Annotated in this window: 22 protein-coding genes and 2 pseudogenes; 14 read left to right on the plus strand and 10 right to left on the minus strand. The window is 37.0% G+C overall.

Annotated elements, in window-relative coordinates:
* Nucleotides 1-44: 44 nt before the first annotated feature.
* Both ubiE and AAGD50_RS03745 read left to right on the plus strand, forming a co-directional pair.
* Nucleotides 45-761 carry a bifunctional demethylmenaquinone methyltransferase/2-methoxy-6-polyprenyl-1,4-benzoquinol methylase UbiE gene (gene ubiE, locus AAGD50_RS03740; RefSeq protein WP_264724116.1) on the plus strand — a complete coding sequence of 239 codons (717 nt, stop codon included), beginning with the start codon at nucleotides 45-47 and terminating at the stop codon, nucleotides 759-761.
* Nucleotides 758-1,873: an FtsW/RodA/SpoVE family cell cycle protein gene (locus AAGD50_RS03745; RefSeq protein ID WP_264339356.1), complete on the plus strand. Its 1,116-nt coding sequence runs from the start codon at nucleotides 758-760 to the stop codon at nucleotides 1,871-1,873. Before ubiE ends, AAGD50_RS03745 begins: the two co-directional genes overlap by 4 nt.
* Before the next feature lie 370 nt (nucleotides 1,874-2,243).
* Here AAGD50_RS03745 and AAGD50_RS03750 read toward each other — a convergent pair whose 3' ends face one another.
* From AAGD50_RS03750 to AAGD50_RS03765, 4 genes and pseudogenes are all read right to left on the minus strand, one after another.
* Nucleotides 2,244-2,984: an Rpn family recombination-promoting nuclease/putative transposase gene (locus AAGD50_RS03750; protein WP_341809995.1), complete on the minus strand. Its 741-nt coding sequence runs from the start codon at nucleotides 2,982-2,984 to the stop codon at nucleotides 2,244-2,246.
* Nucleotides 2,981-4,528: a group II intron reverse transcriptase/maturase gene (gene ltrA, locus AAGD50_RS03755; protein ID WP_341809996.1), complete on the minus strand. Its 1,548-nt coding sequence runs from the start codon at nucleotides 4,526-4,528 to the stop codon at nucleotides 2,981-2,983. Before ltrA ends, AAGD50_RS03750 begins: the two co-directional genes overlap by 4 nt.
* Nucleotides 4,529-4,536: 8 nt before the next feature.
* Nucleotides 4,537-4,803: a hypothetical protein gene (locus AAGD50_RS03760; RefSeq protein ID WP_338482311.1), complete on the minus strand. Its 267-nt coding sequence runs from the start codon at nucleotides 4,801-4,803 to the stop codon at nucleotides 4,537-4,539.
* A gap of 359 nt (nucleotides 4,804-5,162) precedes the next feature.
* Nucleotides 5,163-5,408 (minus strand): annotated as a pseudogene (locus AAGD50_RS03765) (PD-(D/E)XK nuclease family transposase); the annotation flags it as partial.
* 351 nt (nucleotides 5,409-5,759) lie between these two features.
* On the opposite strand from AAGD50_RS03765, the pseudogene AAGD50_RS03770 reads away from it, so the two are divergent.
* The 7 genes and pseudogenes from AAGD50_RS03770 (at nucleotide 5,760) to AAGD50_RS03800 (ending at nucleotide 12,069) form a co-directional block, all read left to right on the plus strand.
* A pseudogene (locus AAGD50_RS03770) lies at nucleotides 5,760-6,522 on the plus strand (IS5 family transposase).
* A 536-nt stretch (nucleotides 6,523-7,058) separates the two neighbouring features.
* The gene (locus AAGD50_RS03775) at nucleotides 7,059-8,774 is read left to right on the plus strand and encodes an ABC transporter ATP-binding protein (protein ID WP_264724193.1); all 1,716 of its coding nucleotides are present in this window, start codon (nucleotides 7,059-7,061) and stop codon (nucleotides 8,772-8,774) included.
* A gap of 195 nt (nucleotides 8,775-8,969) precedes the next feature.
* Nucleotides 8,970-9,188, plus strand: a complete 219-nt coding sequence (locus AAGD50_RS03780; RefSeq protein WP_010962563.1) for a hypothetical protein — start codon at nucleotides 8,970-8,972, stop codon at nucleotides 9,186-9,188.
* A gap of 93 nt (nucleotides 9,189-9,281) precedes the next feature.
* Nucleotides 9,282-10,988 carry an arginine--tRNA ligase gene (gene argS / locus AAGD50_RS03785; RefSeq protein ID WP_264724192.1) on the plus strand — a complete coding sequence of 569 codons (1,707 nt, stop codon included), beginning with the start codon at nucleotides 9,282-9,284 and terminating at the stop codon, nucleotides 10,986-10,988.
* Nucleotides 10,989-11,082: 94 nt separating this feature from the next.
* Entirely contained in the window at nucleotides 11,083-11,307 is a 225-nt protein-coding gene (locus AAGD50_RS03790; protein ID WP_010962565.1) for a hypothetical protein, read from the plus strand.
* Nucleotides 11,288-11,587 carry a type II toxin-antitoxin system RelE family toxin gene (locus AAGD50_RS03795; protein WP_264724191.1) on the plus strand — a complete coding sequence of 100 codons (300 nt, stop codon included), beginning with the start codon at nucleotides 11,288-11,290 and terminating at the stop codon, nucleotides 11,585-11,587. Before AAGD50_RS03790 ends, AAGD50_RS03795 begins: the two co-directional genes overlap by 20 nt.
* 326 nt (nucleotides 11,588-11,913) lie before the next feature.
* Nucleotides 11,914-12,069 (plus strand): hypothetical protein, encoded by a 156-nt coding sequence (locus AAGD50_RS03800; RefSeq protein ID WP_167347043.1) that lies wholly within the window; start codon nucleotides 11,914-11,916, stop codon nucleotides 12,067-12,069.
* Between the two features lie 518 nt (nucleotides 12,070-12,587).
* Here AAGD50_RS03800 and AAGD50_RS03805 read toward each other — a convergent pair.
* From AAGD50_RS03805 to AAGD50_RS03820, 4 genes are all read right to left on the minus strand, one after another.
* A complete protein-coding gene (locus AAGD50_RS03805) occupies nucleotides 12,588-13,883 on the minus strand; it encodes a Na+/H+ antiporter NhaC family protein (protein ID WP_341809997.1) in 1,296 nt (431 codons plus the stop codon).
* 658 nt (nucleotides 13,884-14,541) lie between these two features.
* Entirely contained in the window at nucleotides 14,542-14,667 is a 126-nt protein-coding gene (locus AAGD50_RS03810) for a hypothetical protein (RefSeq protein WP_264705915.1), read from the minus strand.
* A 771-nt stretch (nucleotides 14,668-15,438) separates the two neighbouring features.
* Complete coding sequence (gene ccmA, locus AAGD50_RS03815) at nucleotides 15,439-16,062, minus strand: heme ABC exporter ATP-binding protein CcmA (protein WP_155968378.1); 624 nt, start codon at nucleotides 16,060-16,062, stop codon at nucleotides 15,439-15,441.
* A 3-nt stretch (nucleotides 16,063-16,065) separates the two neighbouring features.
* Nucleotides 16,066-16,497, minus strand: coding sequence for a hypothetical protein (locus tag AAGD50_RS03820; RefSeq protein ID WP_174515653.1), 432 nt, complete (start codon nucleotides 16,495-16,497; stop codon nucleotides 16,066-16,068).
* 196 nt (nucleotides 16,498-16,693) lie between these two features.
* On the opposite strand from AAGD50_RS03820, the gene aspS reads away from it, so the two are divergent.
* Complete coding sequence (gene aspS / locus AAGD50_RS03825) at nucleotides 16,694-18,496, plus strand: aspartate--tRNA ligase (protein ID WP_007548818.1); 1,803 nt, start codon at nucleotides 16,694-16,696, stop codon at nucleotides 18,494-18,496.
* A 61-nt stretch (nucleotides 18,497-18,557) separates the two neighbouring features.
* Entirely contained in the window at nucleotides 18,558-19,820 is a 1,263-nt protein-coding gene (locus AAGD50_RS03830; RefSeq protein WP_006280528.1) for an MFS transporter, read from the plus strand.
* A 7-nt stretch (nucleotides 19,821-19,827) separates the two neighbouring features.
* Here AAGD50_RS03830 and AAGD50_RS03835 read toward each other — a convergent pair whose 3' ends face one another.
* Together AAGD50_RS03835 and pdhA are read right to left on the minus strand one after the other, a co-directional pair.
* The gene (locus AAGD50_RS03835) at nucleotides 19,828-20,751 is read right to left on the minus strand and encodes an RluA family pseudouridine synthase (RefSeq protein WP_265041163.1); all 924 of its coding nucleotides are present in this window, start codon (nucleotides 20,749-20,751) and stop codon (nucleotides 19,828-19,830) included.
* 408 nt (nucleotides 20,752-21,159) lie between these two features.
* Nucleotides 21,160-22,140, minus strand: a complete 981-nt coding sequence (gene pdhA / locus AAGD50_RS03840; RefSeq protein ID WP_006279887.1) for a pyruvate dehydrogenase (acetyl-transferring) E1 component subunit alpha — start codon at nucleotides 22,138-22,140, stop codon at nucleotides 21,160-21,162.
* A gap of 55 nt (nucleotides 22,141-22,195) precedes the next feature.
* Between pdhA and hemJ the strand changes: the two genes are divergently transcribed.
* From hemJ to miaB, 3 genes are all read left to right on the plus strand, one after another.
* Nucleotides 22,196-22,624 carry a protoporphyrinogen oxidase HemJ gene (gene hemJ, locus AAGD50_RS03845; protein WP_010082641.1) on the plus strand — a complete coding sequence of 143 codons (429 nt, stop codon included), beginning with the start codon at nucleotides 22,196-22,198 and terminating at the stop codon, nucleotides 22,622-22,624.
* A 53-nt stretch (nucleotides 22,625-22,677) separates the two neighbouring features.
* Complete coding sequence (locus AAGD50_RS03850) at nucleotides 22,678-22,956, plus strand: hypothetical protein (protein WP_155968384.1); 279 nt, start codon at nucleotides 22,678-22,680, stop codon at nucleotides 22,954-22,956.
* A 613-nt stretch (nucleotides 22,957-23,569) separates the two neighbouring features.
* The gene (miaB, locus tag AAGD50_RS03855) at nucleotides 23,570-24,889 is read left to right on the plus strand and encodes a tRNA (N6-isopentenyl adenosine(37)-C2)-methylthiotransferase MiaB (RefSeq protein WP_341809998.1); all 1,320 of its coding nucleotides are present in this window, start codon (nucleotides 23,570-23,572) and stop codon (nucleotides 24,887-24,889) included.
* The last annotated feature ends 84 nt before the right edge of the window (nucleotides 24,890-24,973 follow it).

Raw genomic sequence — 24,973 nt, forward strand, 5'->3', positions numbered from 1 at the left:
TAATTCAAATTAATTTTTACTAATTATAAAGGAGTTTTTACGTAATGTCTACTATAAAAATCAAGAAGAAATCGCAATTAGTTAAAGAGGTATTCGATTCCGTGGCAAGTCGCTACGACACCATGAATGATATAATGAGCCTCGGAATGCACAGATTATGGAAAGATAGGATGGTAAATAGTGTGCATTTTACAAAAAACTCTAAGGTTTTAGATGTTGCTGGAGGAACTGGAGATATAGCAATAAGAATAGTAAGAAAAGAGCCAAGTGCTAAGGTTACAGTATGCGATATAAATCAAAACATGCTAAGCAGAGGACGTGATAAAGCTATAAATTCAAACCAAATTAATTTTGATTGGGTATGTGCAAGTGCAGAAAGTTTACCATTTGAAGACTCCGAATTTGATTATTGCACAATAGCTTTTGGCATTCGAAATGTTTCTGACCGCAAGAAGGCTTTAAATGAGGCGCACAGGGTATTAAAACCACATGGGAAATTTATCTGCTTAGAATTTGCCCCTATGCACTATCAAAATGAGATATTTACCAAACTTTATGACTTATATTCATTTAAAGTAATTCCTAAAATTGGCAGCATAGTTGCTAAAGACAAGAGTTCTTATGAATATTTAGTGAAGAGCATCAGAGAATTTCCAACTCAGGCTGATTTTAAAATGGAAATTGAAGAGGTAGGCTTTAAGAATGTTGAGTTTCATAATATGAGCTATGGAATAGTGGCATTACACATTGGAACAAAATGAATATTAAACTCTGGTATAGAACGCTGGATTATTATCTCATCCTTCCAGTGTTTTTTTTGCTCACTATAAGCTTCATTCTTGTTTATTCAGCAAGCCCTGTAATTGCGCAGCGTCTTTCTTTACCACAAGATTATTTTATACGGCGTCACACAATTTATATAGTCCTGTCACTAATTACCTTGGTAACATTTTCTTTTCTCAACACAAGAACTATACTTAACCTCTCGTTCGCAGGTTTCATTTTATTTACTATTCTAGTAGCAATTGCGATAATACTTGGTATAGAGGTAAAAGGTGCGAAACGATGGTTACATATTGTCAAAATTTCTGTTCAACCATCTGAGTTCGTAAGGCCATTTTTTTCTGTTGTTATAGCTAGTATCTTGGCCAGCGAAATGAAGTTTAAAATACACATATCAATCATAATATTTCTGTTAGTTTTTGTGTTGTTACTTTTGCAACCTGATTTCAGTATGTCTATGCTTTTAACATATTCTTTTATCGGTCAAATGTTTATTGCATGTATACCATTTTTATACTTTCTATGCATAATAGGAATGGCCACAACTGGAACTACAATAGCTTACTTATGCCTCCCGCATATAAAGCAAAGGATTTACAATTTTGTCTTTTTTACGCAGCGCGATAACTTTCAAGTCACAAAATCATTAGAAGCATTCAAAAGAGGTCAATTAACTGGAGTTGGGCCTGGTGAAGGTAGCGTAAAAGCCTCTCTTCCTGATTGCCATACAGATTTTGTGTTTTCTGTTTTAGCAGAAGAATTTGGTTTGATTACGTGCTTAGCCACATTGATGTTATTTGGCATCATTTCCGCCCGCTTGCTTTACATTGCATATAGGGAAAATGAATTATTTAATCTGTTGGTGATTCTCGGTATCTCAATTCAATTCATCACACAATTCATAATAAACATAGGGGTAACATTGAGTGTTTTTCCAACCACCGGCATAACCCTGCCGTTACTTAGCTATGGTGGTTCTTCTCTTTTATCTTCGAGCATCGCACTTGGCATAATGCTGTCTTTCAGTAGAAACCAAGCTATCGCATTAAAGTTTCGTGAGCGTGTTATGCTTGGAAGGTATATGGACTAAACTTGTACCGCTCACAACTATTATTGGTATCCCTCCAAAATGGGTATCTGTTCAGATGAGTGGCAAAATAAGGTAGACGAGAAAAGCAACTATAGGAACAAATGGGTGTCATGCAAGTAGCTGACACTGGTATCCAGTCCTTTTGCACAGTTCCATCAAAAACGTTGTAAAGCGCTTTCGTGTTTACCAACTTAGTGCCCAATCTGGATCCCAGACTGGGATGACAAAAAAAGGAGCACTGGAATTTTTGTTTCAGCATTAGCCATGCATCTGAACAGATACCAGAAAATATTCCACTGACATGCTGAACAACAAATACATCACTATGTCGTTTATCGCAAAAACTTATATTTTTCGTAACCATTCACACTTAATTCTGCAATTCTTTGATCTCACTCATAGAAAGACCAGTAGTTTGAGCTATAATATTAAAAGAAACACCTGCTTTAAGTAGATTCTTTGCGACTTCAATTTCCCTCTCTTTTCTACCTTCCTCTTTAGCAAGATCAAGTCTATATTCAAGAATGGCTTCTTCTTTGCGCAGATCCATTATTCTTTCTTCATAAGCTACTAGATCTTTTTCATTCCAGTGAAACTTATCTAATTCATCATATGCTAGCTTTATTATTGGTGATTTTTCCGCAATTTTTCTGAGATCTTCGTCCGTTGTTTCATCTGCATATTTGAAAAAAAATAGCCAACGGTCTACTACACTTTCTAGTTGTTCTTCTCTACTCTTAGGAAATTTTGGCAGCTCTATGAAGATAAATTGAAAATCTTTTAAGTCATGCTCATTGGTTTTTTCATCTCTTATGGTATGGCTAGATATATAGTCAAGCTTATCAGGGAATAAGGTACAATTTGAAATCGCGATAAAGAAAATCTTCTTTAAATCAACGTATTTACCAGATTTATCAGCTTGTCTTGAGTAAGCCTTAGCAGCATAAAGTTGTGCGCGTTTTTCAAAGCCTTTATCACGAGTGAGCTGGTCAGGTAAGGAAGCAGTATTACTACTACCCCCTCCCTTAGAAACGCAGCATGCAGGTTTCCCAACACTACGCTTGAGCCCCTTATCTAAGTTCTTCTTTTCTAGAACCGGCTTGTCCTTCATGATTCCTCAGGAAACATCATTCTTAATGGTGACACCAACAGTAGAGAACCTTCTCTTGAGAAAGAGCTTGCTAACATTCTTGTTCGTTTCACTCTCTCATCAAAATACTTTTTCCATTTTAAGTCAAGGGGATTTGCATCCGCTCTGATTTTAACATGTCGTCTGATAGGTATATCAATCAGCTTAAGCAGTCTTAAATACCGTATCTCTTTTGGTTTGTTCTTGCATAGGGGTGCAGCAAAAACCCATTGGCGTTGACCCATTACTTTGAAGTAACGATTCTTTATCCAACGTAATCCTTTACGAGGATGTCTTTTCTTTGCCCATTTCCATAAACTATGCCAAATTTCATTGTCGATCTTTCTAAACGCTTTTTTAGCACACACATGGTGATAGTAATTTCCCCATCCTCTCAGTAGAGAGTTGAGTGACTTAATTACTATAGCCTGAGTGTTCGCTATATTTGCTTTTATCAATGTACGTGCTTTATTAAGAAGTCTTTTAATACTTTCTTTCGAAGGTTTAATAATTAACTTCTTATTATATCTACGTACATTACAACCAAGAAAGTCAAACCCTGTTGTGATAGATGTAATCTTTGTCTTCTCTTCTGACAGAATTAAACCTCGCTCATGAAGAAAAGATGATACTGAAGGCTTAACTTCCTTTTCCAGTACTTCATGTGTGAAATCTGAAATAATAAAGTCGTCTGCGTATCTGATTACATTCACTCCACTTCTGATTTTGTTTCTTTTTCTACTGCCGAGTTTACCAAATCGACTTTCCAATAACTTTTCAAGTCCGTTTAAGGCTAAATTGGCTAGTATTGGAGAAATTATACCACCTTGCGGGGTACCTGCAGTTGTGGGATACAGAGTTTTTGATTCTAGGAAGCCAGCTTTTAACCAACTATGCAGAATTTTTTTCTCCATAGGAATATGCTTCATAAGCCATTCATGATTAATGTTGTCAAAGCATCCTTTGATATCACCTTCAAGTATCCATTGTAGTTGATTACGACTTGCCAGTAACAAATGACAAGCTACTGTAGCATCTGCACAGGATCTTTTAGGTCTAAAGCCATAGGAGTGACGATCACTGATCGTTTCAGCTATCGGTTCCAGAGCAAACAGATATAATGCTTGCATGGCTCTATCTTTTATCGTGGGTATTCCAAGAGGTCTTCTTTTGCCATTAGATTTACTGATATAAATCCGTTTTAGCGGAGAAGGTTTATATCCTCTTTGCTTTAACTGCTTTATTCCTTGAAATTTAGCATTGCAAGTTGACCATAGTTGACGATCTACACCCGCTGTGTTTTTTCCTTGGTTTTCAGTTACTCTCTTAACAGCCAAAGCTTTTCCGCTAAAAGAGCGTGTGAGAAGATGTTGTAAAGTTTTTACCTTACCCCATCTTCCTTCTTGGACAGCCTTAACAATACGTCTTTGTAGCCTCACAATAACTTTCTGGCATTTCTTCCATGGCAACTGCTTCCATGCTTCAAAGCTTTTGGTAGATGCACTTACAGGTTTACTTGTAATCATCTGCTTTCCTACCTTAAGTGGTTAACAAAGTTTCTTGTCACGAGGGACCAAACGGAAGTCTGCTCGTTTTCACGCGAATTAATGTTACAAATTCTATCCATTTCGTTACAAAATGGCATTCGCTTTCTCCATTCTCCTTTACCTGCACTTCCATCAGCATTCCTTGCGGTTTGCTTGCCATGTAGGCGAAAATACAGGCTTACCCTGTTTCTCCAGTCATACAATAGTGGGTTAGGTGGCTTCTCTATACCGGTGGAGTTATTATTTGCGTACATCTAGAAATGAAAAAATGTAACTTATCCACATTACCTTTTGGTCAGAGCTTATCAGCATCTTTAGCTCTTTCATCGTATCGGTACTTATAAAGCTTCACTTACGTTCACCATACCACTAGCCTAGCCCTCCAACCACATGATGCTTGCAGTTTATGCCCCTCTCACGATTGAGCATCTTCTTTTTCAAGAGGAGGTTCATTGTCCGCATCGCTTGGCACCAACCGGTTGCCCGATTCGCACTGATGCGTAGACTCAGACGGCAAAACATCTGGTTTAATAAGTTTTAGAATCCTTTCAGTTTCTTTCTGAATGAATTCCTCTCCTTTTAAACAATATGACCGAAGACTTTCAGGTCGCACCATCTCAATTATATACCTGTTTCCACTAGAATCCCTGCAAAGAACATCAACAATGCTTTGTTTATCAGAAGCAATTTCAGGGTCCATAATGGTGCTTAAGAATTCTACTTCTTGTATAGTGTTGACTTCAGTACATCCTAAAATATCGTTTAAAAAATGGATAAGAATATTCTTATTTTTTTCAGTGCCAAAGATTTTCTTAAATGTTAAATCTAACTTTGGATCGAGAAATTTAGAAAGAGCCATAGTAAAAATACTGAGAAAAGATTAATAATTATACACTATTATTAACAACTATTCAACCATATTTTTAAGTATAGCTATACCGCCGCGGCGCTAACACGTAGCGGGATGACGAGCTTATCGTCACGCCGCCACGAACCGTCATACCGCCGCGGTATCTCTTAACATAGATCCCTTACTTAACCGTCATACCTTAACATAGATCCCGCTAACATGTAGCGGGATGACGATTGTCGTTTAGCCATAAATACTTAAGAAATTTACCAAACGAAAAAAAAGGCAAAAGAAGCCCTAGGTCTTGTCGACATAAAAAAAATAGTGATATAGAGTACTCTTTATTAATAGGTAAAGAGAATGCTATATGATTTAAAAGATGAGCAATGGGAGAGAATAAAAAACAGTCTGCCAGGTAAGGAAGGAGATAGAGGAAGAAGCGCAAAAGATAACAGGAGATTCGTAGCTGCAATAATGTGGATAGGTAGAACAGGAGCAACATGGAGAGCATTGCCGGCTGAGTATGGAAAATGGTCAAGTGTACATAAACGTTTTATAAGGTGGGCAAAATCTGGTGTTTGGCAGATGATTTTCAACACATTAGCTGTTAATGGAGACACAGAGTGGCTCATGATAGACTCAACAATAATCAGGGCACATCAACATGCTGCTGGTGCAAGAAAAAAATGTGGAAACTGGTAGACAAGAACAAGAGCTGGGACGGTGCAAAGGAGGATTTTCAAGCAAATTACACGCTGCTTGTGATGCTTTGGGCAACCCACTGAGATTCTTTGTTACTGCAGGGCAAAGATCGGATTACGTAAAAGCTTTAGACCTGATAGAAGGCAAGAACATGGAGGCACTTATTGCCGATAAAGGGTATGACGCAAATTATATGATTGAGGCTGCAGAAGCTGTAAATGCTGAGCCAGTAATCCCACCGCGTTCCAACAGAAAAACACCAAGAGAATATGACAAAGAATTGTATAAAGAGAGAAACTTAATCGAAAGGATGTTCAACAAAATCAAGCACTTCCGCAGAGTTGCTACACGCTACGACAAATTGGCCATAGCTTTTCTGTCTTTTGTTCACATTGCTGGCATTTATCTTTGGTTAAAATAAATGTCGACACTGCCTAGTCATTGTCTATTTTCAGTATTGGCGTTTTTTAAGTCTTAAACACTGCAATTTAGCTGCTTTTAAATGCAACTCACCTTAGTTTAAATGTTTAAGAAATTTACTAAGCAGAAAAAAAGGCAAAAGAAACCCCGTGTTAGCTAGTTGTCACTCTCTAATCCTGCAAATTGGCGTACTATACTGTCTTAAACGACTTATAAGCGCGTTTCAGCTTATATAGGTAAAAACCTAGAAATGTTGTGAAGACATAAGGTGCACATAGTGCAAAAAATTAAAAATAAGACGCCAACTACGTTGTTTTCTTGCTGTTTAATCTGCACAGATGAAGATAACTGAATACCTTCAATACCATGATAAGAGGACTGGCGGAGTTTGTCAAGCAAGTTTTTCGTTTCTGCGGGCTACTACCCTTTCTTGGTGGACTATAACAGCTGCAGAACCTAAATTGCTTCATACTACACCTTTCCCCTTTCCCCTGAAACTAGAATCTATATACTTAACTTTAGAAACTTTAAAATACGATGCGATCTAATATTAGGCAGTTATTTTACTATATAAAGCCTAATCTATCCTATTTTGTCATAGCTTTTATTGCAGTTTTATTTTCAGCCTTAACGATCCTCCTCTTTGGCAGAGGCTTAAGCAATATAATTGATTCTGGCACAGAGCACGATTTTACTACCAAACTATTAGTTGCAATACTTATAGTTTTAGCCATTTCTCTCACTGCATTTACTCGGTTATATTTCATTGGCATTGGCAGCGAGAAAGTTATCGCAAGAATCAGATATGACTTATATAGCAGTATCACTAACTTGCAACCAAGTTTCTTTGAGAACACAGGCGTACAAGATGTTATCTCAGCGTTAATTACTGATACCTCTGTGCTGCAATCAATAATAAACAGCAGCTTACTAACCATATTACGAAATTTTGTGATTCTGATTGGTAGTGTTGCTATGTTATTGTATACAAATATACAACTAACTGCGTATGCAGCCGCAATAATACCTATACTACTCATTATCATGACCTCACTTGGAAAAAAAGTGCGTAGCCATGCACGCTTTGCCCAGGATAAATTAAGTGAGCTTGCGTCATTTAGTGAGGAAAATTTTAGATCTATAGTGACTATCAAATCGTTTGTACTCGAGGAAAACGAAAAAATCCGTTTTAAGGAACATTTAAACTCAGTATCAAAATCATACGTAAAATTAGTACTCTTGCGTGCTATTTTAGTAACTCTAGTTATCACGTGTGTGATAGGTTCACTAGTTGTTTTGCTCTTTTTTGGTATTAAAGAAGTCTTAAGCAATAATATAACTATTGGAGAACTCTCCTCATTTGTGTTTTATTCAGCGCTTGCGGCAGGAGCTATAAATAATTTGAGCGATAATATCAGTGATTTACAACGAGGTCTTGGAATAGTAGAGCGTTTATTTGAATTTAAAAATATGAAAAGCTCTATAGCAGATCCCGATGATCCTATAAAAATTTGTAGTGTTCAAAAGGGAATTTCGTTTAATGGCGTAACATTTTTTTATGAATCTCAGTCTGATAAGCCAGCGTTAAATAACGTATCATTTTCTATAGAGGCAGGTCAAGCAGTATCAATTGTTGGACCATCTGGCAGTGGTAAAAGCACCATTTTAAAGCTTCTGCTCCGTTTTCATGATCCAAACAAAGGTAGCATTACTATCGATGGGCACAATATTAAGTCAATTGCGCTAAATGACCTCAGATCGTTGTTTGGCTTAGTGCCACAAGATCACATGATATTCTCTTGCTCAATAATGGAAAATATACTATATGGCAAACCAGGTGCCGAATATGAGGAAGTGAAGCAAGCAGCCATCAGCGCTTATGCGATGGAATTTATTGATAAGCTGCCTGATAAATTTGATACATTTGTAGGAAAAAGAGGATTAAAACTTTCTGAAGGACAAAAACAACGTATTGTAATAGCAAGGGCCATACTCAACAATCCTCAGGTTTTAATACTGGATGAAGCAACCTCTGCCCTTGATTACAAAAGTGAGAACCTCGTGCAAAAAGCATTGAGCAAGTTAATGCAAAACAGAACAACAATCGTAATTACACACAGGCTATCAACCGCACTCAAGACTGACAAGATTATAGTAATTAATCATGGAAAAGTAGAAGAAGTAGGCACTCATGACTCTCTAATAAGTAAAGACGGGCTATATGCAAAACTGGCGAAGATACAGTGGAATTGAAAGAAAATTTAAATCATACCGTTAGTTGATATGCTAGATTTATAATTAAAATTATTAAATTTTTAATTTTATTATTTTATAATGGTTCCATAGTTATCCGGAAATTTCGTGATCTGTAGTTTCTTTCATTCACGTTATATTCATAGCTTGTTCTATCTTAATGTAATTCCAATTTTGACTGTATAGGAGGTCTCTATGTTAAAACATAACTATAGTGATAAAATCAATAATCGCTATTCATATACTAACAAATTTTCTTATAGTGATGAGGGTGTAGACGAGACGATCAAGGATAAAATCACAACTGAAGATCAGGTAGTAACTGATGATGTTGAAGAGCCTGATGCTGGTAATGATGGTTACAGCGAAGGTATGGCTTTCTCTTACCATGGTTACGGCAACGACTTAATATAAACTCTGATCCAGGAAGATAAAATAGTTAAGATAAACCTTCAACTAGTCCCACTTATTCACTATACTGCTATAGATTTTATAGCAATATAGTGAATGAACATTTTTAAGCAGATTTCTTCTCTAATCTTTAGTAAATTGAATGAGTTGAAACAAAGGGGTGTTATAAGCACAAGTGCAGCAAACTTTATCATAGAGCCTCCAAGCAATAGAGTCCATGGAGACATTTACACAAATGTTGCTATGGTGCTTGCAAAGCATGAAAAGAAGAATCCCATTGAAATTGCAGAGGTTTTAGCCAAAGAATTTGAACTTTTTGATGAAGTTGCAAAAGTGGAAATAGCAGGCTCTGGTTTCATCAACATGCACTTAAAAATAGAAGTGTGGCATGGAATTTTAAAACAAATAAATGAGCTAAAAACAGAGTTTGGCACCCTAGATATAGGGAACAATCAGGCCATTAATGTTGAATTTGTATCTGCAAATCCAACTGGTCCACTGCATATTGGTCATGCAAGAGGGGCAGTATTTGGTGACGTTCTGGCAAATTTATTGAAAAAAGTTGGTTATAAAGTTACTAAGGAATACTATATTAATGATGCTGGAGCGCAGATAGATACACTAATAAAGTCAGTATATCTGCGGTACAAAGAAGCTCTGGGAGAAAAAATCAGCATCGAAAAAGGTTTATACCCAGGTGAATATTTAAAACCAATAGGGACTGGGCTGGCCAAAAAATATGGCGCAGAGCTTCTAGAAAAGCAAGATAATCAAGTGATTAGAGACTATACTTTAAGTTCTATCTTAGAAATCATAAAGGAAGACATGAACTTACTTGGAGTAAGTCATGATGTTTTTACTTCAGAGTATGAGCTACAAAAAAGTGGCAAAATTGAAGAGAGTATAAAGATATTGTCTGACAAGGGTCTAGTGTATGAAGGGTACTTGGAGAAACCAAAAGGCAAAGAAAGTGAAAATTGGACTTCCAGAAAAGAAATGTTATTTCGCTCTACAAAATTTGGCGATGATGTTGACCGCGCACTGAAAAAAGAGGACGGCAGTTGGACTTATTTTGCCTCGGATATTGCTTACCATTTTGATAAGATATCGCGTGGTTTTAACAATATGATCGTAGAGCTTGGTAGTGACCACGGCGGTTATGTCAAAAGACTCAAAGCAGTCGTCTCTGCGCTCAGTGATGATCAAGCAAAAATAGAGGTAAAACTGCATAATATTGTGAATTTTTTCGAGAACGGCAAACCTGTTAAGATGTCCAAAAGATCAGGAAACTTCCTAACAGCAAGAGATGTAGTGGAAGAAGTTGGCAGGGACATAACTCGTTTTATAATGCTAACACGCAAGAATGATATGGTCTTGGACTTTGATTTTGCTAAAGTTAAAGAACAGTCAAAAGACAACCCTATTTTTTACGTGCAATATGCGCATGCTCGTGCTCATTCGTTAATGCGTAATGCTCCAAAAGAGCTCCCAACAGCAGATCCTTCACTTTTAAGGACAGGTGGAGAGCTCTTCCTCATAAAAACCTTAGCAAAGTGGCCAGATGTGGTAGAAATTGCAGCAAGGCTTTGTGAGCCACACAGAATTACTTTCTACTTACTTGAAGTTGCAGAAGCGTTTCACGTTTTATGGGGGTATGGCAAGAGTGATTTAAACATGCGTTTCATACTGGAAGACAACTTAAACCTCACCGCTGCAAGAATGTTTCTCGTGCAGGCCTTAGCACACGTCATCGCTTCTGGACTTTCTATCTTCAATATAGAGCCTTTGGAAGAGATGAGTTGATTTTTTTATGCAAGATTGTTTTTTCAACGAATAGAGAAGTTGACAAAATTAAGTAAAAATGTTATAGTTTATAGTAGTATTTTCTGGTTAATATATGGCTCACAGTCAAAAAAAGCTCAATGTTAATGTAAGTTTTGACAGTAAATTGGCTCAGTATCTTACAGAAATGGCAGAGACTCAAAATAAAACTATTCCTGAAGTTTTAGTAGATTTAGTGGAAGAAGAGTTCGAAGAAGATGTAGAGCTATCCAAAATAGCTGACGATCGCCTCTCTGAAGGTGAAGAAGAAGTAGAGGATGATGAAAACATCTGGAAATAAAACTTACACTATAAAATTCTTAAAAAATGTTATTGAAAAAGAAATTCCAGCTCTTCCGGCAAAGATTAAATTAATGGTTCAGGAGGCCATAAAGAAACGCCTTACAGTTGATCCTTTTAATCTAGGAAAGCCTTTATGTCATAGCTTTAGAGGGCAATATAGGATAAGGGTTAGCAACTACTGTATAATTTACAGCATAAATCATTCAGAGTGCAGAGTACTTATTACTGCAGTGGGGCATAGAAAAAACATTTACAAACACAGGAGATTACACAATTAAAAATATAAGAAAGATCTCACCGCTGCAACTTGTCCAAGCCTTAGCACACGTCATTGCTTCTGGACTTTCTATCTTTAATATAGAGCCGTTAGAAGAAATGAGTTGATTTTTTTTTGTTACAATATGTAATGATCAAAATATTATTCAAAGTAGGGTAAAGTTATGACGATCAGTTTTAGGGAGTATTCAACTGTATTCACTGAAGTTGCGGAACAGACAGATTTAAATGGAAATAACATAATTGAAAGAATAAAAGGGCATTAGCATAGATCCCGCTAACAAGCAGCGGGATGACGGTTGTCAGGGTGTCAGGCTAGTACCTTCTCTTGTCATCCCAGTGCCCAGACACTGGGATCCAGAAAAGTTTGCTTGTTCACAAGCAAACTAGCATGGAAAGTGGTTACAACATTTTCGATGAGATTATATGGAAAACTGTATTCCAGTGTCAAGCACTGGAATACATCACAGGGGCACTGGAATGACACCCTTTACGGGCTCTTAAATTGTAACTATAAATGTTTAAGAAATTTACCAAATAAAAAAAAGGCAAAAGAAGCCCCGTGGTGGTTGGCTATTTACCATGTACTAAAATACCGGCGTTTTTTTTATTCTAAAACGCTTGATTAAGAGCGATTTAGCTGCTTTTAACTTGCAACTAACCTACACCGCAAGTGTTTAAGAAATTTACTAAGCAGGAAAAAAGGCAAAGAAACCCCGTAGTAGCTAGCATTCAAATTCTCCCTTGTCAATTTGACGTTTTTTGCTGTCTTAAACGCTTTGTAAGCGCGTTTCGGCTTATATAGATAAAAACCTAAAAATTTTTAAAGACATGCGATGCACGTAGTGCGAAAAATTAAACATGAGACGCCAAATACCCTAAGTTTTTTGTCATTAACCTGCACAGATTGCGAAGATAAATAAATAGCTTCAGTTTCATGATAAGGGGGTTGGCGAAGGGTGTCAAGTAATTCCGTTCCTTATGGGTAAAAAAAGAGAAACTCTAAGTTGCAGCCGCACAATGTTTCTCTTTTCTGCTGTTGATGATTATTTCGCCTATTGTAACTGCCGCTAGAATAAAGCAATAATATACCTGTGTTAATAAAGAAATAGGTGATACAGAGGCGATGCTACCTGCTAGCAATAGTTGGGAACCATAAGGTAAGATACCTTTTGTAGCACAAGCAAAAACATCTAATAAGTATGCGCTGCGATGTGGCGCAATACTGTGTTTTTGTGCAAGCCTTTTTGCAATGCCACCACTTAGTAAAATAGCAATGGTATTATTGGCAACTAAGGTAGTAAACATAGACGCAATTCCTGCTATCACAAATTCAGCTTTAGTTTTTGTGATATTGCTTTCATCGATGAGTTTATGCAACGCTTTTTGACCTTGCTTGTACATTATATGGCTCAATCCACCGATAAATAGAGCAAATATCACTATTTCGTTTACTTTTTTGAAACCGTCATACACGTCATGAGGAAATTGAATGATAGCATAGTCAAAAAAAGTTATTCCTAGCACACCAGCAATAATTATGTTTATAGTTATTGTTACTAAAGTGGCGACTTCAAGCAGCCCCATGATTATTAAAGAAATGTAAGGAATAATTTTTATTATAGAATAATAATCTAAATTTGATATAGAAATAATTTTTGTACTATTTGAGGCAACTGCTAGGTAGATGAGTGTTATAATGCTGGCAATAAGTGCAACTTTAGAGTTCATTTTAAGTTTATCTTTTGCTGAAGCTTCCTGTGAAGAAACAGATGCAATGGTGGTATCAGATATCATCGAAAGGTTATCGCCAAACACGGCACCACCTACTACAGTTGCAGTTCCTATTTCGAGACCAAAAGCTCCACTTTTTGCCAGATTAACAGCTATAGGTGCCATCAGCGCAACAACTCCCATAGATGTGCCAATTGCAGTTGAAATAAAAGCAGAAGCCAAAAATACTCCAGGCAGCAGTAATCTTGCTGGAAGGAAATTAAGAATTAAATTAGCAACAGTGTCTGCGCTACCAATTGATTGAGTAACTGCAGAAAATGCTCCAGAAAATAAAAAAATTAAACACATAGTAAGGGTGTTTTTGTCACCCATGCCCTTGATAACAGTATCGATGTTATGCTGAGTTTTATTTGTACCACGTGAGACAGCAAAAAATAGTGCTGGTAACAAGCATATTACTGGTGAAACCTGATGAAGTGGATTATCAGTTCCGATAAAAGAAAAATAAGCACCACTTCCAAGATACAAGATTAAAAAAATAATCAAGGGGACAAAAGCTGTCATTTTACTGTACCTAAACTTATAACTATAACTAATTAAGTGGTTTTAAGCAAGTTTGGTTTTCACTAGTTCTACAGGAAGTCAATAGCAGAGTTTTAAACTTTATATTTAATCTACTAAATAAATAGCACATGTAGCTTATTGCTTGACAATAGGATCTAATTGTTGTCTAGATTCCAGCATCACGCGCACAACTGTACGAACATTTGTTTGCGAAGAAATGTTATAGCTGGTTTTGCCTCAAACACAAAGATGTCATCCGAGTAGCTGACTACTTGGATCCAGAAAATTTTGCTGCGAGTAAGCAAATTTGTTTGGTGAGCATAGAAAGTGGAATGTGTAAGCGCAGCCTCAACAGGTTGTCATCCAAGTAGCTGACTACTTGGATCCAGCTGAGTTGGTGAGTATAAAAGTATAGCTAACGCGAGCTCTACGTCATACCGCCGCAGAATAATTAACCGTCATACCGCGATTCATTCGCAGTATCCCTTCGCGGTATCCCTTAGCCGCTAACAAGCAGCGGGATACTATCTACACCGTCATACCGCGATTCATTCGCGGTATCTCAGCCGCTAACAAGAGATCCCGCTAACAAGCAGCGGGATGACGAGTTACTATACCGCTGCGAACCGTCATACCGCCGTGGTATCTCTAGATCCCGCTAACACGTAGTGGGATGACGATTGTCAGGGTAGCTGTCATCCCAGTAGCCTCTTTCTCTTGTCATCCTAGTGCCCTGACTACTTGGATCCAGAAAAAAGAATGGTGTCATGAAAGTAGCTGACACTGGTCTCCATCCAAAAGGGTGTCATCCGAGTAGCTTGACTACTTGGATCCAAGAAACTTAATTGCAAGTAATGCATTGGGTTTGGTGAGTATGGGTTTTGCGTTATAGAATGAAGCACTTTTTGTGAATTTGTAAAGAAAACTGGATCCAAGTAGTCAAGCTACTCGGATGACATCATCCTTTTTTTTGGATTCCAGACTGGAATGACAGCAGTCCTACGTCATACCGCGATTCATTCGCGGTATCTCTAGATCCCGCTAACAAGCAGCGGGATGACGGTTGTCGTTTAGCTATAAATATTTAAGAAATTTACTAAACAGAAAAAAAGGCAAAAGAAGCCCCGTAGTTGGCTAATTACTTACATTATACTTTCAAGTATGGCGTTTTTTTATTCTAAACGCTTAATAACCGCGACTCAGCTGCTTTTAAATGCAACTAACCTTAGCTATAAATATTTAAGAAATTTACTAAACAGAAAAAAAGGCAAAAGAAACCCTAGGGTAGCTAGTTATTCACTATCCATTTTTTAAGTTGGCGTTTTTTTATGTTTTAAACGCTTTATAAGCGCGTTTCAGCTTATGTAGGTAGAAGTTTGATAAAGACATAAGGTGCACATAGTGCAAAAAATTAAACATGAGACGCCAGATACGTGAGTTTTTTTGTCATTTAATCTGTACAGAGAAGATAAATAAATAGCTTCAGTGTTTATGATAAGGGGGCTGGCGGAGTTTGTCAAGCAAGTTTTTTATTTCTAGCGGTTGTTGCCAAAAACTATACAAGAAGTCTATTGAAATTACGTATATCAATCGTTGTAAAATCACACAATTGCTCTGTAGAGCTATGCCCTGTAATAATTACTATACCATTTTGCTCAGAGCGTATTGAGATTAGGTTCAGCACTAATTCACACGTTGCACTATCAAGATTACAAAATGGTTCATCTATCAGCCAAACGTTTGCATTAGAAATCAAGAGGCGAGCAAGCGCAACTCTCCTTTTCCAGCCTGCAGAAAGTTCGCCATATCTAATATTAAGTACAGGTTGCAACTGCAAGCAACAAATAGCTGCCACAATCAATTCTCTAGTATTTCGTATTCCTGCCCAGAATTCTACGTTTTGAGCAACAGTTAAGCTATCTTTACAGGCATTCTTATGGCCTATATAGACCATAGAAGGTATATAGGATTTTGGATCATCATATATATCTTTTCCGCAGTGCCTTATATTGCCTGATACCGGTGGTAAAAGTCCAGATAAACTTCTAATTAAGCTGGTTTTACCACTACCATTTGGACCAGTGATTAGAATCTTTGATTTTAGCTCAGCTTTAAAACTGAGATTCTTAAATAGTACCTTATTATTACGAGCGCAGGATAAATTTTCACATTCAAGCATGGATTATCTGCCCTTCCCCTTATGTTTACCTTGAGTTGAAGCCTGAGCTTTAACAAACAGCTCCCAAAATCCTTTCTGTCCGCCTTCTCTATGTATCAATTGTGCAAAACGCTGCATTAAACCATTACCCATCATAACCATCTTTGTCCATTTACCTACCGGTTTTGCTATGTCAACTATTTCTGGATCTTCTTTATAAACTTGCACATCTTTTTGTTTCTCGCGTAGCGTTTCTTGTTGTTTCATCAACTCTTTTTGCTTATTTTTTTGATATAATTCATTGAATTTTCTGTCTTCTTCCCACTCTTCTTTAAAAACTTTTCTAGGAAATATGATTTTTCTAATGCGATTTTTGTATATTTTTCTCAAAAAGAGAAATACTGCAGCTACAGCAAGTAATGTTACGCTATATAATATGATCTGTGTAAGTGGCATTTCCTGTATCTAATTCATTAAAAATACCCTTACTATTATACCATAATTATAGAAATTGTGCAATTTTTTTGCGGGTAAAGACAATATAAAAGCAGTACTGCTCTATTTCGAAAATTGCGCAAATATCTGACGAACGGGCTTGTATGTAATAAGGTTTATTTCTATACTTCTTAAAGAATTTAGAAGTAAAACAAATATGAACTGCTATAAAACTCATACGTGCAATGAACTGAGGAAGAACGACGTAGAAAAGGAAGTTACCCTTTCTGGATGGTTATATCGTAAGCGCGACCATGGTAACCTAATTTTTGTTGATTTAAGAGACTTCTACGGAATCACTCAGCTAGTATTTAATAATGACAAAGACTTTTTTGATGAGATATCAAATTTAAAATTAGAGAGTGTAATTACTGTTACAGGAATAGTTGAAGCTAGAACTGAAGATACGGTAAACAGCTCTATTTCTACCGGAGAAATCGAGGTGATAGTCAACAATTTGCGCGTTGAGTCGGAAGTTGAGTTCCACTTTGATGAAGAAATAGCAAAAGAAGAAAGAAGTATATTGGCAAGCATTACCGGCGAGCAAGAATACCCAGAAAACATGAGATTTAAATATCGATTTCTTGACTTAAGACGTGAAAAAGTCCGCAACAATATTATTTTGCGCTCACAAATTATTGCAGAGCTCCGCAAGCTCATGATAGAGCGAGGATTTTTAGAGATTCAAACTCCAATACTCACTGCTTCCTCTCCTGAAGGAGCACGCGACTACCTAGTGCCAAGCAGGCTAAATCCTGGCAAGTTCTATGCATTGCCACAAGCTCCGCAGATTTTCAAACAGTTGCTCATGGTTTCAGGGTTTGATAAATATTTCCAAATTGCACCGTGTTTTCGTGATGAAGACGCAAGGGCTGACCGTTCTCCGGGAGAGTTTTATCAGCTAGATCTTGAAATGTCTTTTGTAACTCAAGAAGACATCTTTCAGATTATTGAGTCTACCTTATATAGAGTGTTTGCTAAATTTTCTCGTAAGTCTGTTGATAAAGATTTTCCACGTATTACATATAAAGAAGCAATGCTTAAATATGGTTCTGATAAGCCAGATCTGCGCAATCCACTATTAATCAGCGATGTTACAGAAATTTTTCGTGATTCAGGGTTCAATATTTTCAAAAGCAATATTGAGCGTGGTATGGTAGTGAGAGCCATCCCTGCACCTAAAACAGCAGAGGAACCACGCAGCTTCTTTGATAAAAAGATAGAACATGCGCAAAAAGAATTCGGTGCTAAGGGTCTCGGATATATAACGTTTGATAAAGATGGAACTGCGAAAGGCCCAATTGCTAAATTTCTTGATGAAAATAGGCTAAATCACATAAGAGAAGCAACAAACATAGAGCCAGGAGATAGTGTATTTTTTGCTTCTGACAAAGAGAATGAGGCGGCAAACATTGCAGGAAAAGTACGCACTCTTTTAGGGTCAGAACTCAGTCTTATAGATGATAATATCTTCAAGTTTTGTTGGATCATTGATTTTCCATATTTTGTATATGACGATAAAAGTAAAAAAATCGATTTCTTTCATAACCCATTCTCCATGCCACACGGTGGTCTGAAAGATTTAGAGGACAAAAATCCACTGGATATCCTTGCTTACCAATATGATCTTGTTTGCAATGGAATAGAACTGTCAAGTGGGGCGATTCGTAATAACAAACTGGATATCATGTATAAAGCTTTTGCCATTGCAGGTTATAGCCGGGGAGAAGTTGATACAAGATTCGGTGCACTTGTACGTGCATTCAGATTTGGTGTTCCTCCTCATGGTGGAATAGCACCAGGAGTTGATAGAATAGTTATGCTGCTTGCTGATGAGCCAAATATTCGTGAAGTAATCTGTTTTCCTATGAACCAGCAAGGTGAAGATGTTCTAATGGGTGCTCCTTCCAAGGTGGAGGATAAGCATTTACGTGAATTATCCTTGAAGGTTATTGAATGAAAAATTTTATAGCAAGGAGCACCGGTTAATGATATATTAGGTTATGTTAAATTCAAAGACCATGAATAATATCCAAAAAGCAATACTATCGGGCATGATCTGTAACATGATTGTGTGGTATGAACTCACTCTTTTTGGAGTATTAACAGATACAATCATCAACGTTTTTTTCCCATCAGAAGATCATTATTTGAGTACACTCAAATTCCTTGGTGTTTTTGCAATTGGTTTTGCGTTTAGACCAATTGGTGCAGTAATTTTTGGTTATATGGGAGATAAGTATGGCAGAAGAAAGACTTTACTTACTTCAGTAATATTAATTTCAATATCATCCACAATTATGGGAATTATACCTGGGTATAAAGAAATAGGGTTGCTTTCACCTGTATTGCTTGTGTTTTGTAGAATAGTGCAAGGAATAACTGCAGGAGGTGAAACAAGCATTAATACAGCATTTACGATAGAGCATTCAAAAGATAAAAAAAATCTAGGTTTCTTAGGAAGTATGAAGCCCTTTAGCGGAGCCCTTGGAACGCTCTTATGCATAACAATGATATTTATCTGCAAAAGAGTTACAGGTGAGAACTATGAAATATGGGGATGGAAGTTGCTTTTTTATTTTTGCTTTTTTTTGGGGACAATAGGTTTTTTAACTAGGTACATATTAAAAGAAAGCTTAGCATATAAAACTAATAAGTACGCTAATAATTTAGCACATTCACCATTGTTAGAACTAGTAAGAAACTATAAAAGACCGCTTATTATTTCAATCAATCTGGGAATTGCTCAGAATGCAATTGTCTACGCAGCAATAATGTTTTATAATATATCAATAAAAGAGCTAGTTATTTTATCTATTAGTGTTAAAGATTTAATGAGGATAGTAATACAGGTTGTATTTGCAGCATCTGCGGTACTTTTTGCAATTTTATCTGATAAAGTTGGAAGAAAACGCGTAATGATTCCTGTACTGATTATGCTATCTCTGATTGGTACATGTGTATTACCATTATTATCTTCCGTTAACCACTATGTCGTAATAATAACTTACTTATTGATTACTATACCAGTAGGTGCATCTTTTGGAATATATGGTTCTGTTATTTGTGAACTGTTTCCAACAAAAGTAAGATGCACTGGCGTAAGCTTAGCAAATAATATATCTGCAGGAATTTTTGGTGGCCTTTCTCCATACATATGCATGTGGCTTATAGAAAAAACCGAAACAAAACTTGCAGCAGGCATTTATCTTACTGCCTGCGCATTAATTAGCCTAATATCTGTGCTTCAAATTAAAGCCAAAGACAGAAAAGTTGATTGGTGAAATCGTTTCAGTCGAAAAATAGCGCTTCAATGGATTTTTCGATGTGTTTAGTGATAGGAGTGGTGATAGTGATTTCTTTATTGTTTGGCAGTTTTAAAGATAAAGAATGCGAATGAAGGTGAATTTTATTTGCTATCCCATCAATAAAAGCTTTTTTACCACCATATTTACCGTCACCAAGAATAGGGCAATTTATATGAGCTAAATGTGCACGTAACTGATGGGTTCTGCCGGTAATTGGTTGTAATTTTAAATAAGCAACATTGTGTTTGGATTTTGCTATAATTGAAAAATGCGTAGTGGCATTCTGAGGTGAATTTTCATCAACGACCACTTTTTCTTGACCTGAAACATATTTTTTCACCAATGGATAGTCTATTGTTCCACTATCCTTGCTCGGTATGCCAGAAGTTAATGCTAAATAAGTTTTTTTTACTCTTCGTCCTTTAAATTCTTCCATAAGGTATCTGGCAACATTAGCGTTGCGTGCGAATATTATCACTCCACTCGTATCTCTATCTAGCCTATGGACAATTTTAAATGTTTCTCCCTCTCTTATTTGGTCAAGCAAATCACTCATGCTAATCTTTACTTTTACGCCACCTTGAACGATGACCCCTGCGGGTTTGTTTATAGCTAGTATATATTCGTCTTCATATAATATGTTCTCTCTTAGTAGATTCACTAACTTTTCATTATATTTGCGATCAGAATTAGCGTTTTCAATATAATGCAAGTGCTTCAGCGTTATAGTTTGCCCAGAATTTACTCTATCACTGGACTTTGCTTTGCAATCATCAACTTTGATTAATCCTTTCCTTAAAGATTTTTCAATTACAGATTGCTTTAGATCAGGAAAGATTCTTCTGATGTACCTATCCAGCCTAACGTTATCGTCTTCTATTAATATGGTTTTTATACTTTGTAGCATTCCATTATTTATAATGAATATCTAGTGAAATGTCAATTATTGGTGTCATTCCAGTGTCAAGCACTGGAATGACACCGAAGGGGCTACTGCCGTCATAAAGGAACCAGTGTCAGCTACTCGGATGACAGGAGAAGGAGACTACTGAGATGACAGCTAGCCTGACAACCGTCATCCCGCTGCTTGTTAGCGGGATCTAGAGATACCGCGAATGAATCGCGGTATGACGGTTCGCGGCGGCATGACGTAGAGCTTGCGTTAGCTATACTTTTATACTCACCAACTCAGCTGGATCCAAGTAGTCAGAGCACTGGGATGACAAAAAAAGGAGGGCACTTGGATGACGGGAGAAGGAGCTATTTGGATGACATCGTTTACTATACAATGTTTGTACAGTTCTGGATAAAAAAATTAGCTAACAAATTTATAAACATCAGTATACAGCTCATCAACGCTTGGTTCTTTACTATTTTTGGCAAAATCTTCCGACTTTTTTACTAAATCACGTATTTCCTTATCAATTACTTTGCACTCTTCTTCTGAAGCCATTTTATTATCTGTCATGTATTTCTTTAAAGTGCTTATAGGGTCATGATTTTGCTTCATATCTTCAACTTCTTCTTTTAAGCGATAAGTAGCAGGATCTGACATTGAGTGACCGCGATATCGATATGTCTTCATTTCAAGCAGGATAGGCCCTTTTCCGCTGCGTGTGTGTTCCGCTGCTTCGCTTGTAGCCTCATAAACAGAGAAAAAATCCATTCCATCAACTTGTTTTCCAGGAATACCAAAACTTTCTCCTCTTTTATATAACTCTGTTACTAAAGTTGACCTTTGCACGGAGGTTCCCATTGCGTATTCATTATTTTCTATGATGTAAACCACAGGCAACTCCCACAAAGATGCCATATTAAACGATTCATATACTTGTCCTTGATTTGCAGCACCGTCGCCAAAATATGTAAATACCACATTATCTTTTTTCTTATATTTATTAGCAAATGCTATTCCTGTGCCAATTGGAACTTGTGCTCCCACTATTCCATGCCCGCCGAAGAATTTTTTTTCAACGTCAAATACGTGCATCGAACCACCTTTACCTTTCGAGCATCCTGTTTCTTTGCCGGTAAGCTCTGCCATTACAACATTTGGATCAGAATCACATGCGAGCATTAAGCCATGGTCTCTATAACTTGTGATAAAAGCGTCACCTAATTTTGATGCAGCTTGAGTTCCAACTGCAACTGCTTCTTGTCCTATTGATAGGTGACAGAACCCGCCTATTAATCCCATCCCATATAATTGTCCTGCTTTTTCCTCAAATCTGCGTATGAGTAGCATTTTCCTGTAGAATCCAATTATCTGTTCTTTAGTGAAATTTTCTGCTTTCATATCGATTTCTTTTTCATTAAACTAACACAATACCAGGAATTTTAAATTTTTGCTAATGAACTATTACCACTGGCTTGAGGCTTTTCACGTTATCTCTGTTATCATGTGGATGGCAGGTATGCTTTATTTACCCAGGCTTTATGTCTACCATGCAACTGTAAAACCGGGATCGGAAAATGATAGCTTGCTTCAAACAATGGAAAAGAGGCTACTTAGATATATCATAAACCCTGCAATGCTTTTCTCACTTGGTCTTGGAATTACACTAATGGTTATTAGGGAAGCATATCGTGAAGGATGGTTTCATGTAAAAGCATTTGCAATACTTTTGATGTTAATTATTCATATGCTACTTGCAAAATATAGGAAAAATTTTGCAATGGGTTCGAATAAGAAGTCACATATTTATTTTCGCGTTTTAAATGAAGCAGTTACAGTATTGATAATAGTTATAGTTATTATGGTTGTTGTAAAACCTTTTTGACTGACCTTACCCAAAAAAAGCAGAAAGCTCGTATCTGTTCAGATGCATGGCTAATGTACAATACTGAAATAAAAATTCCAGTGCTCCCTTTCTTGTCATCCCAGTGCTTGACACTGGGATCCAGCTTTCTTTACAAATTCACCAAAAGTGCTTCATTCTATAACGCAAAACCCATACTTACCAAACTCAATGCATTACTTGCAATTAAGTTTCCTGGATGCCAGTGTCAAGCTACTCGGATGACACCGTTCTTTTTCCTGGATCCCAGTGTTAGCTACTTGCATGACACCATTCTTTTTCCTGGATCCCAGTGGGCTTTGTTGCATCGCTAGCTATGATGGATAAAGATAAAAAAGGTAGAGAATATCAGTAGCTTATTATTCTGGTATTTATAACAAGAACGGTCAGTGAATACCTAAATTTGAGTAAAAGAAATTTCACTACCACTCACTAATCCGGCTAAAATTCAAGAATTTCAATGCTTTAGCTATTTTCAATAGAATTAAATTTATTAATATAAATAATAAATTACTATTCTTAAATTTGATCAGATTGATTGCAAAAAAACAAGATTTTCAATAGGTTGCTTATAATCCTAACTATAGTTAGCCTTTCATAAGTAGCGATGCAACAAAGCCATCCCAGTGTCAAGCACTGGGATGACAAGAAGAGGGCACTGCCCTCTTGGATGGAAGCCAGTGTTAGCTACTTTCATGACACCCTGACAACCGTCATCCCGCTACTTGTTAGCGGGATCTAGAGATACCGTGATGGTATGACGTAGGGGTTGCCGAGAACTTGTCATCCCAGTGCTTGACACTGGGATCCAGTTTTTCGTATAATTTTGTCAAAATCTATTGTGCTAGCAAGTTCACTAGCGTCACGCGCTGGTCTGTTAGACATTTACGTGTAGGGTGAAGAAATTTTGAAAAAGACATACCAAATATGAAAGGCCTATATATTAAAACTTACGGCTGTCAGATGAACGTTTATGACTCCGTTTTAATGGAAAATGTAATTAAACCTTTGGGGTTCAACGTTGTTAGTGATGCAGGGAAAGCCGATTTAGTGATACTGAATACTTGTCACATTAGAGAGAAGGCAGCAGAAAAACTTTACTCAGAGCTTGGGAAGATTCATTCGTTACGAAAAGAAATGACTATAGTGGTGGCTGGGTGTGTAGCGCAAGCAGAGGGAGAAGAAGTGTTCAGAAGGGCTCCTTTTGTTGATATTGTTGTTGGTCCGCAGAGTATCGCTACCTTACCGGAGCTGATAGTCAAAGCAAGCAGAAGTAAAGGTCATGTAATAAACACTGATTTTCCTGAAGTTGCAAAGTTTGATAAATTGCCAGATGAATGCTATGGCAATAGCCAGGGATCTTCTGCGTTTCTTGCCATACAAGAGGGTTGTGATAAATTTTGTACGTTTTGTGTAGTGCCCTATACTCGTGGAGCTGAGTATTCACGGCCAGTGAATGAAATATTTCGTGAAGCATTGAAATTAGTTGCAAATGGGGCAAATGAGATCAATTTGCTTGGTCAGAACGTCAATGCTTACCATGGGGAGTGCGAAGGGGAAGTGTGGGATTTAGGAAAATTAATTAGTCATATTGCTAAAATTGAAAAGCTAGAGAGGATTCGTTATACAACTTCTCATCCAAGAGATATGCATGAATCTCTCTACTTGGCACATGCGGAAGAGCCAAAGCTCATGCCGTTTGTTCACCTGCCTGTGCAGTCTGGTTCGAATAAAATATTGCACGCGATGAACAGGAAACACACTGCAGAGGAGTATTTGGAAATAATAGACAGATTTCGCAAATTGAAACCTGAAATCGAATTTTCTTCTGATTTTATTGTTGGTTTTCCTGGAGAAACCGAAAAAGATTTTGAAGAAACTATGAAATTAGTAGAAAAAGTTAGATATGCTCAGGCTTATAGTTTTAAATACAGCCCAAGACCAGGCACACCGGGAGCGGAAAGAAAAGATCAAGTACCAGAAGAGGTTAAAACAGAGCGCCTTCTTCGTTTACAGAAATTAATTAGTAAGCAACAACTTGAGTTTAACCAGAGTATGGTAGGTAAAACTATACCTGTTCTATTTAGCGATAAAAAAGGTAAACACCAAAACCAAATTATTGGTAAAAGCCCATATATGCAATCAGTGTGCATTGATGATTCTGAAGATAAATACAGGGACAAAATAGTAAATGTGAAAGTGTTGGAAGCTCGGCAGAGTAGTTTGCTGGGGTGTGCATTTCGCTGATTTTAAGCAGCGTTAAATATAAATCTTAAGCAAAGAGTATTGAAAAAATGCAATCATAATCTTTTTCAAAAGTTACAAAGTTTA

It is taken from the genome of Wolbachia endosymbiont (group A) of Apotomis capreana (genome assembly GCF_964027025.1).
GTDB lineage: Bacteria > Pseudomonadota > Alphaproteobacteria > Rickettsiales > Anaplasmataceae > Wolbachia > Wolbachia pipientis.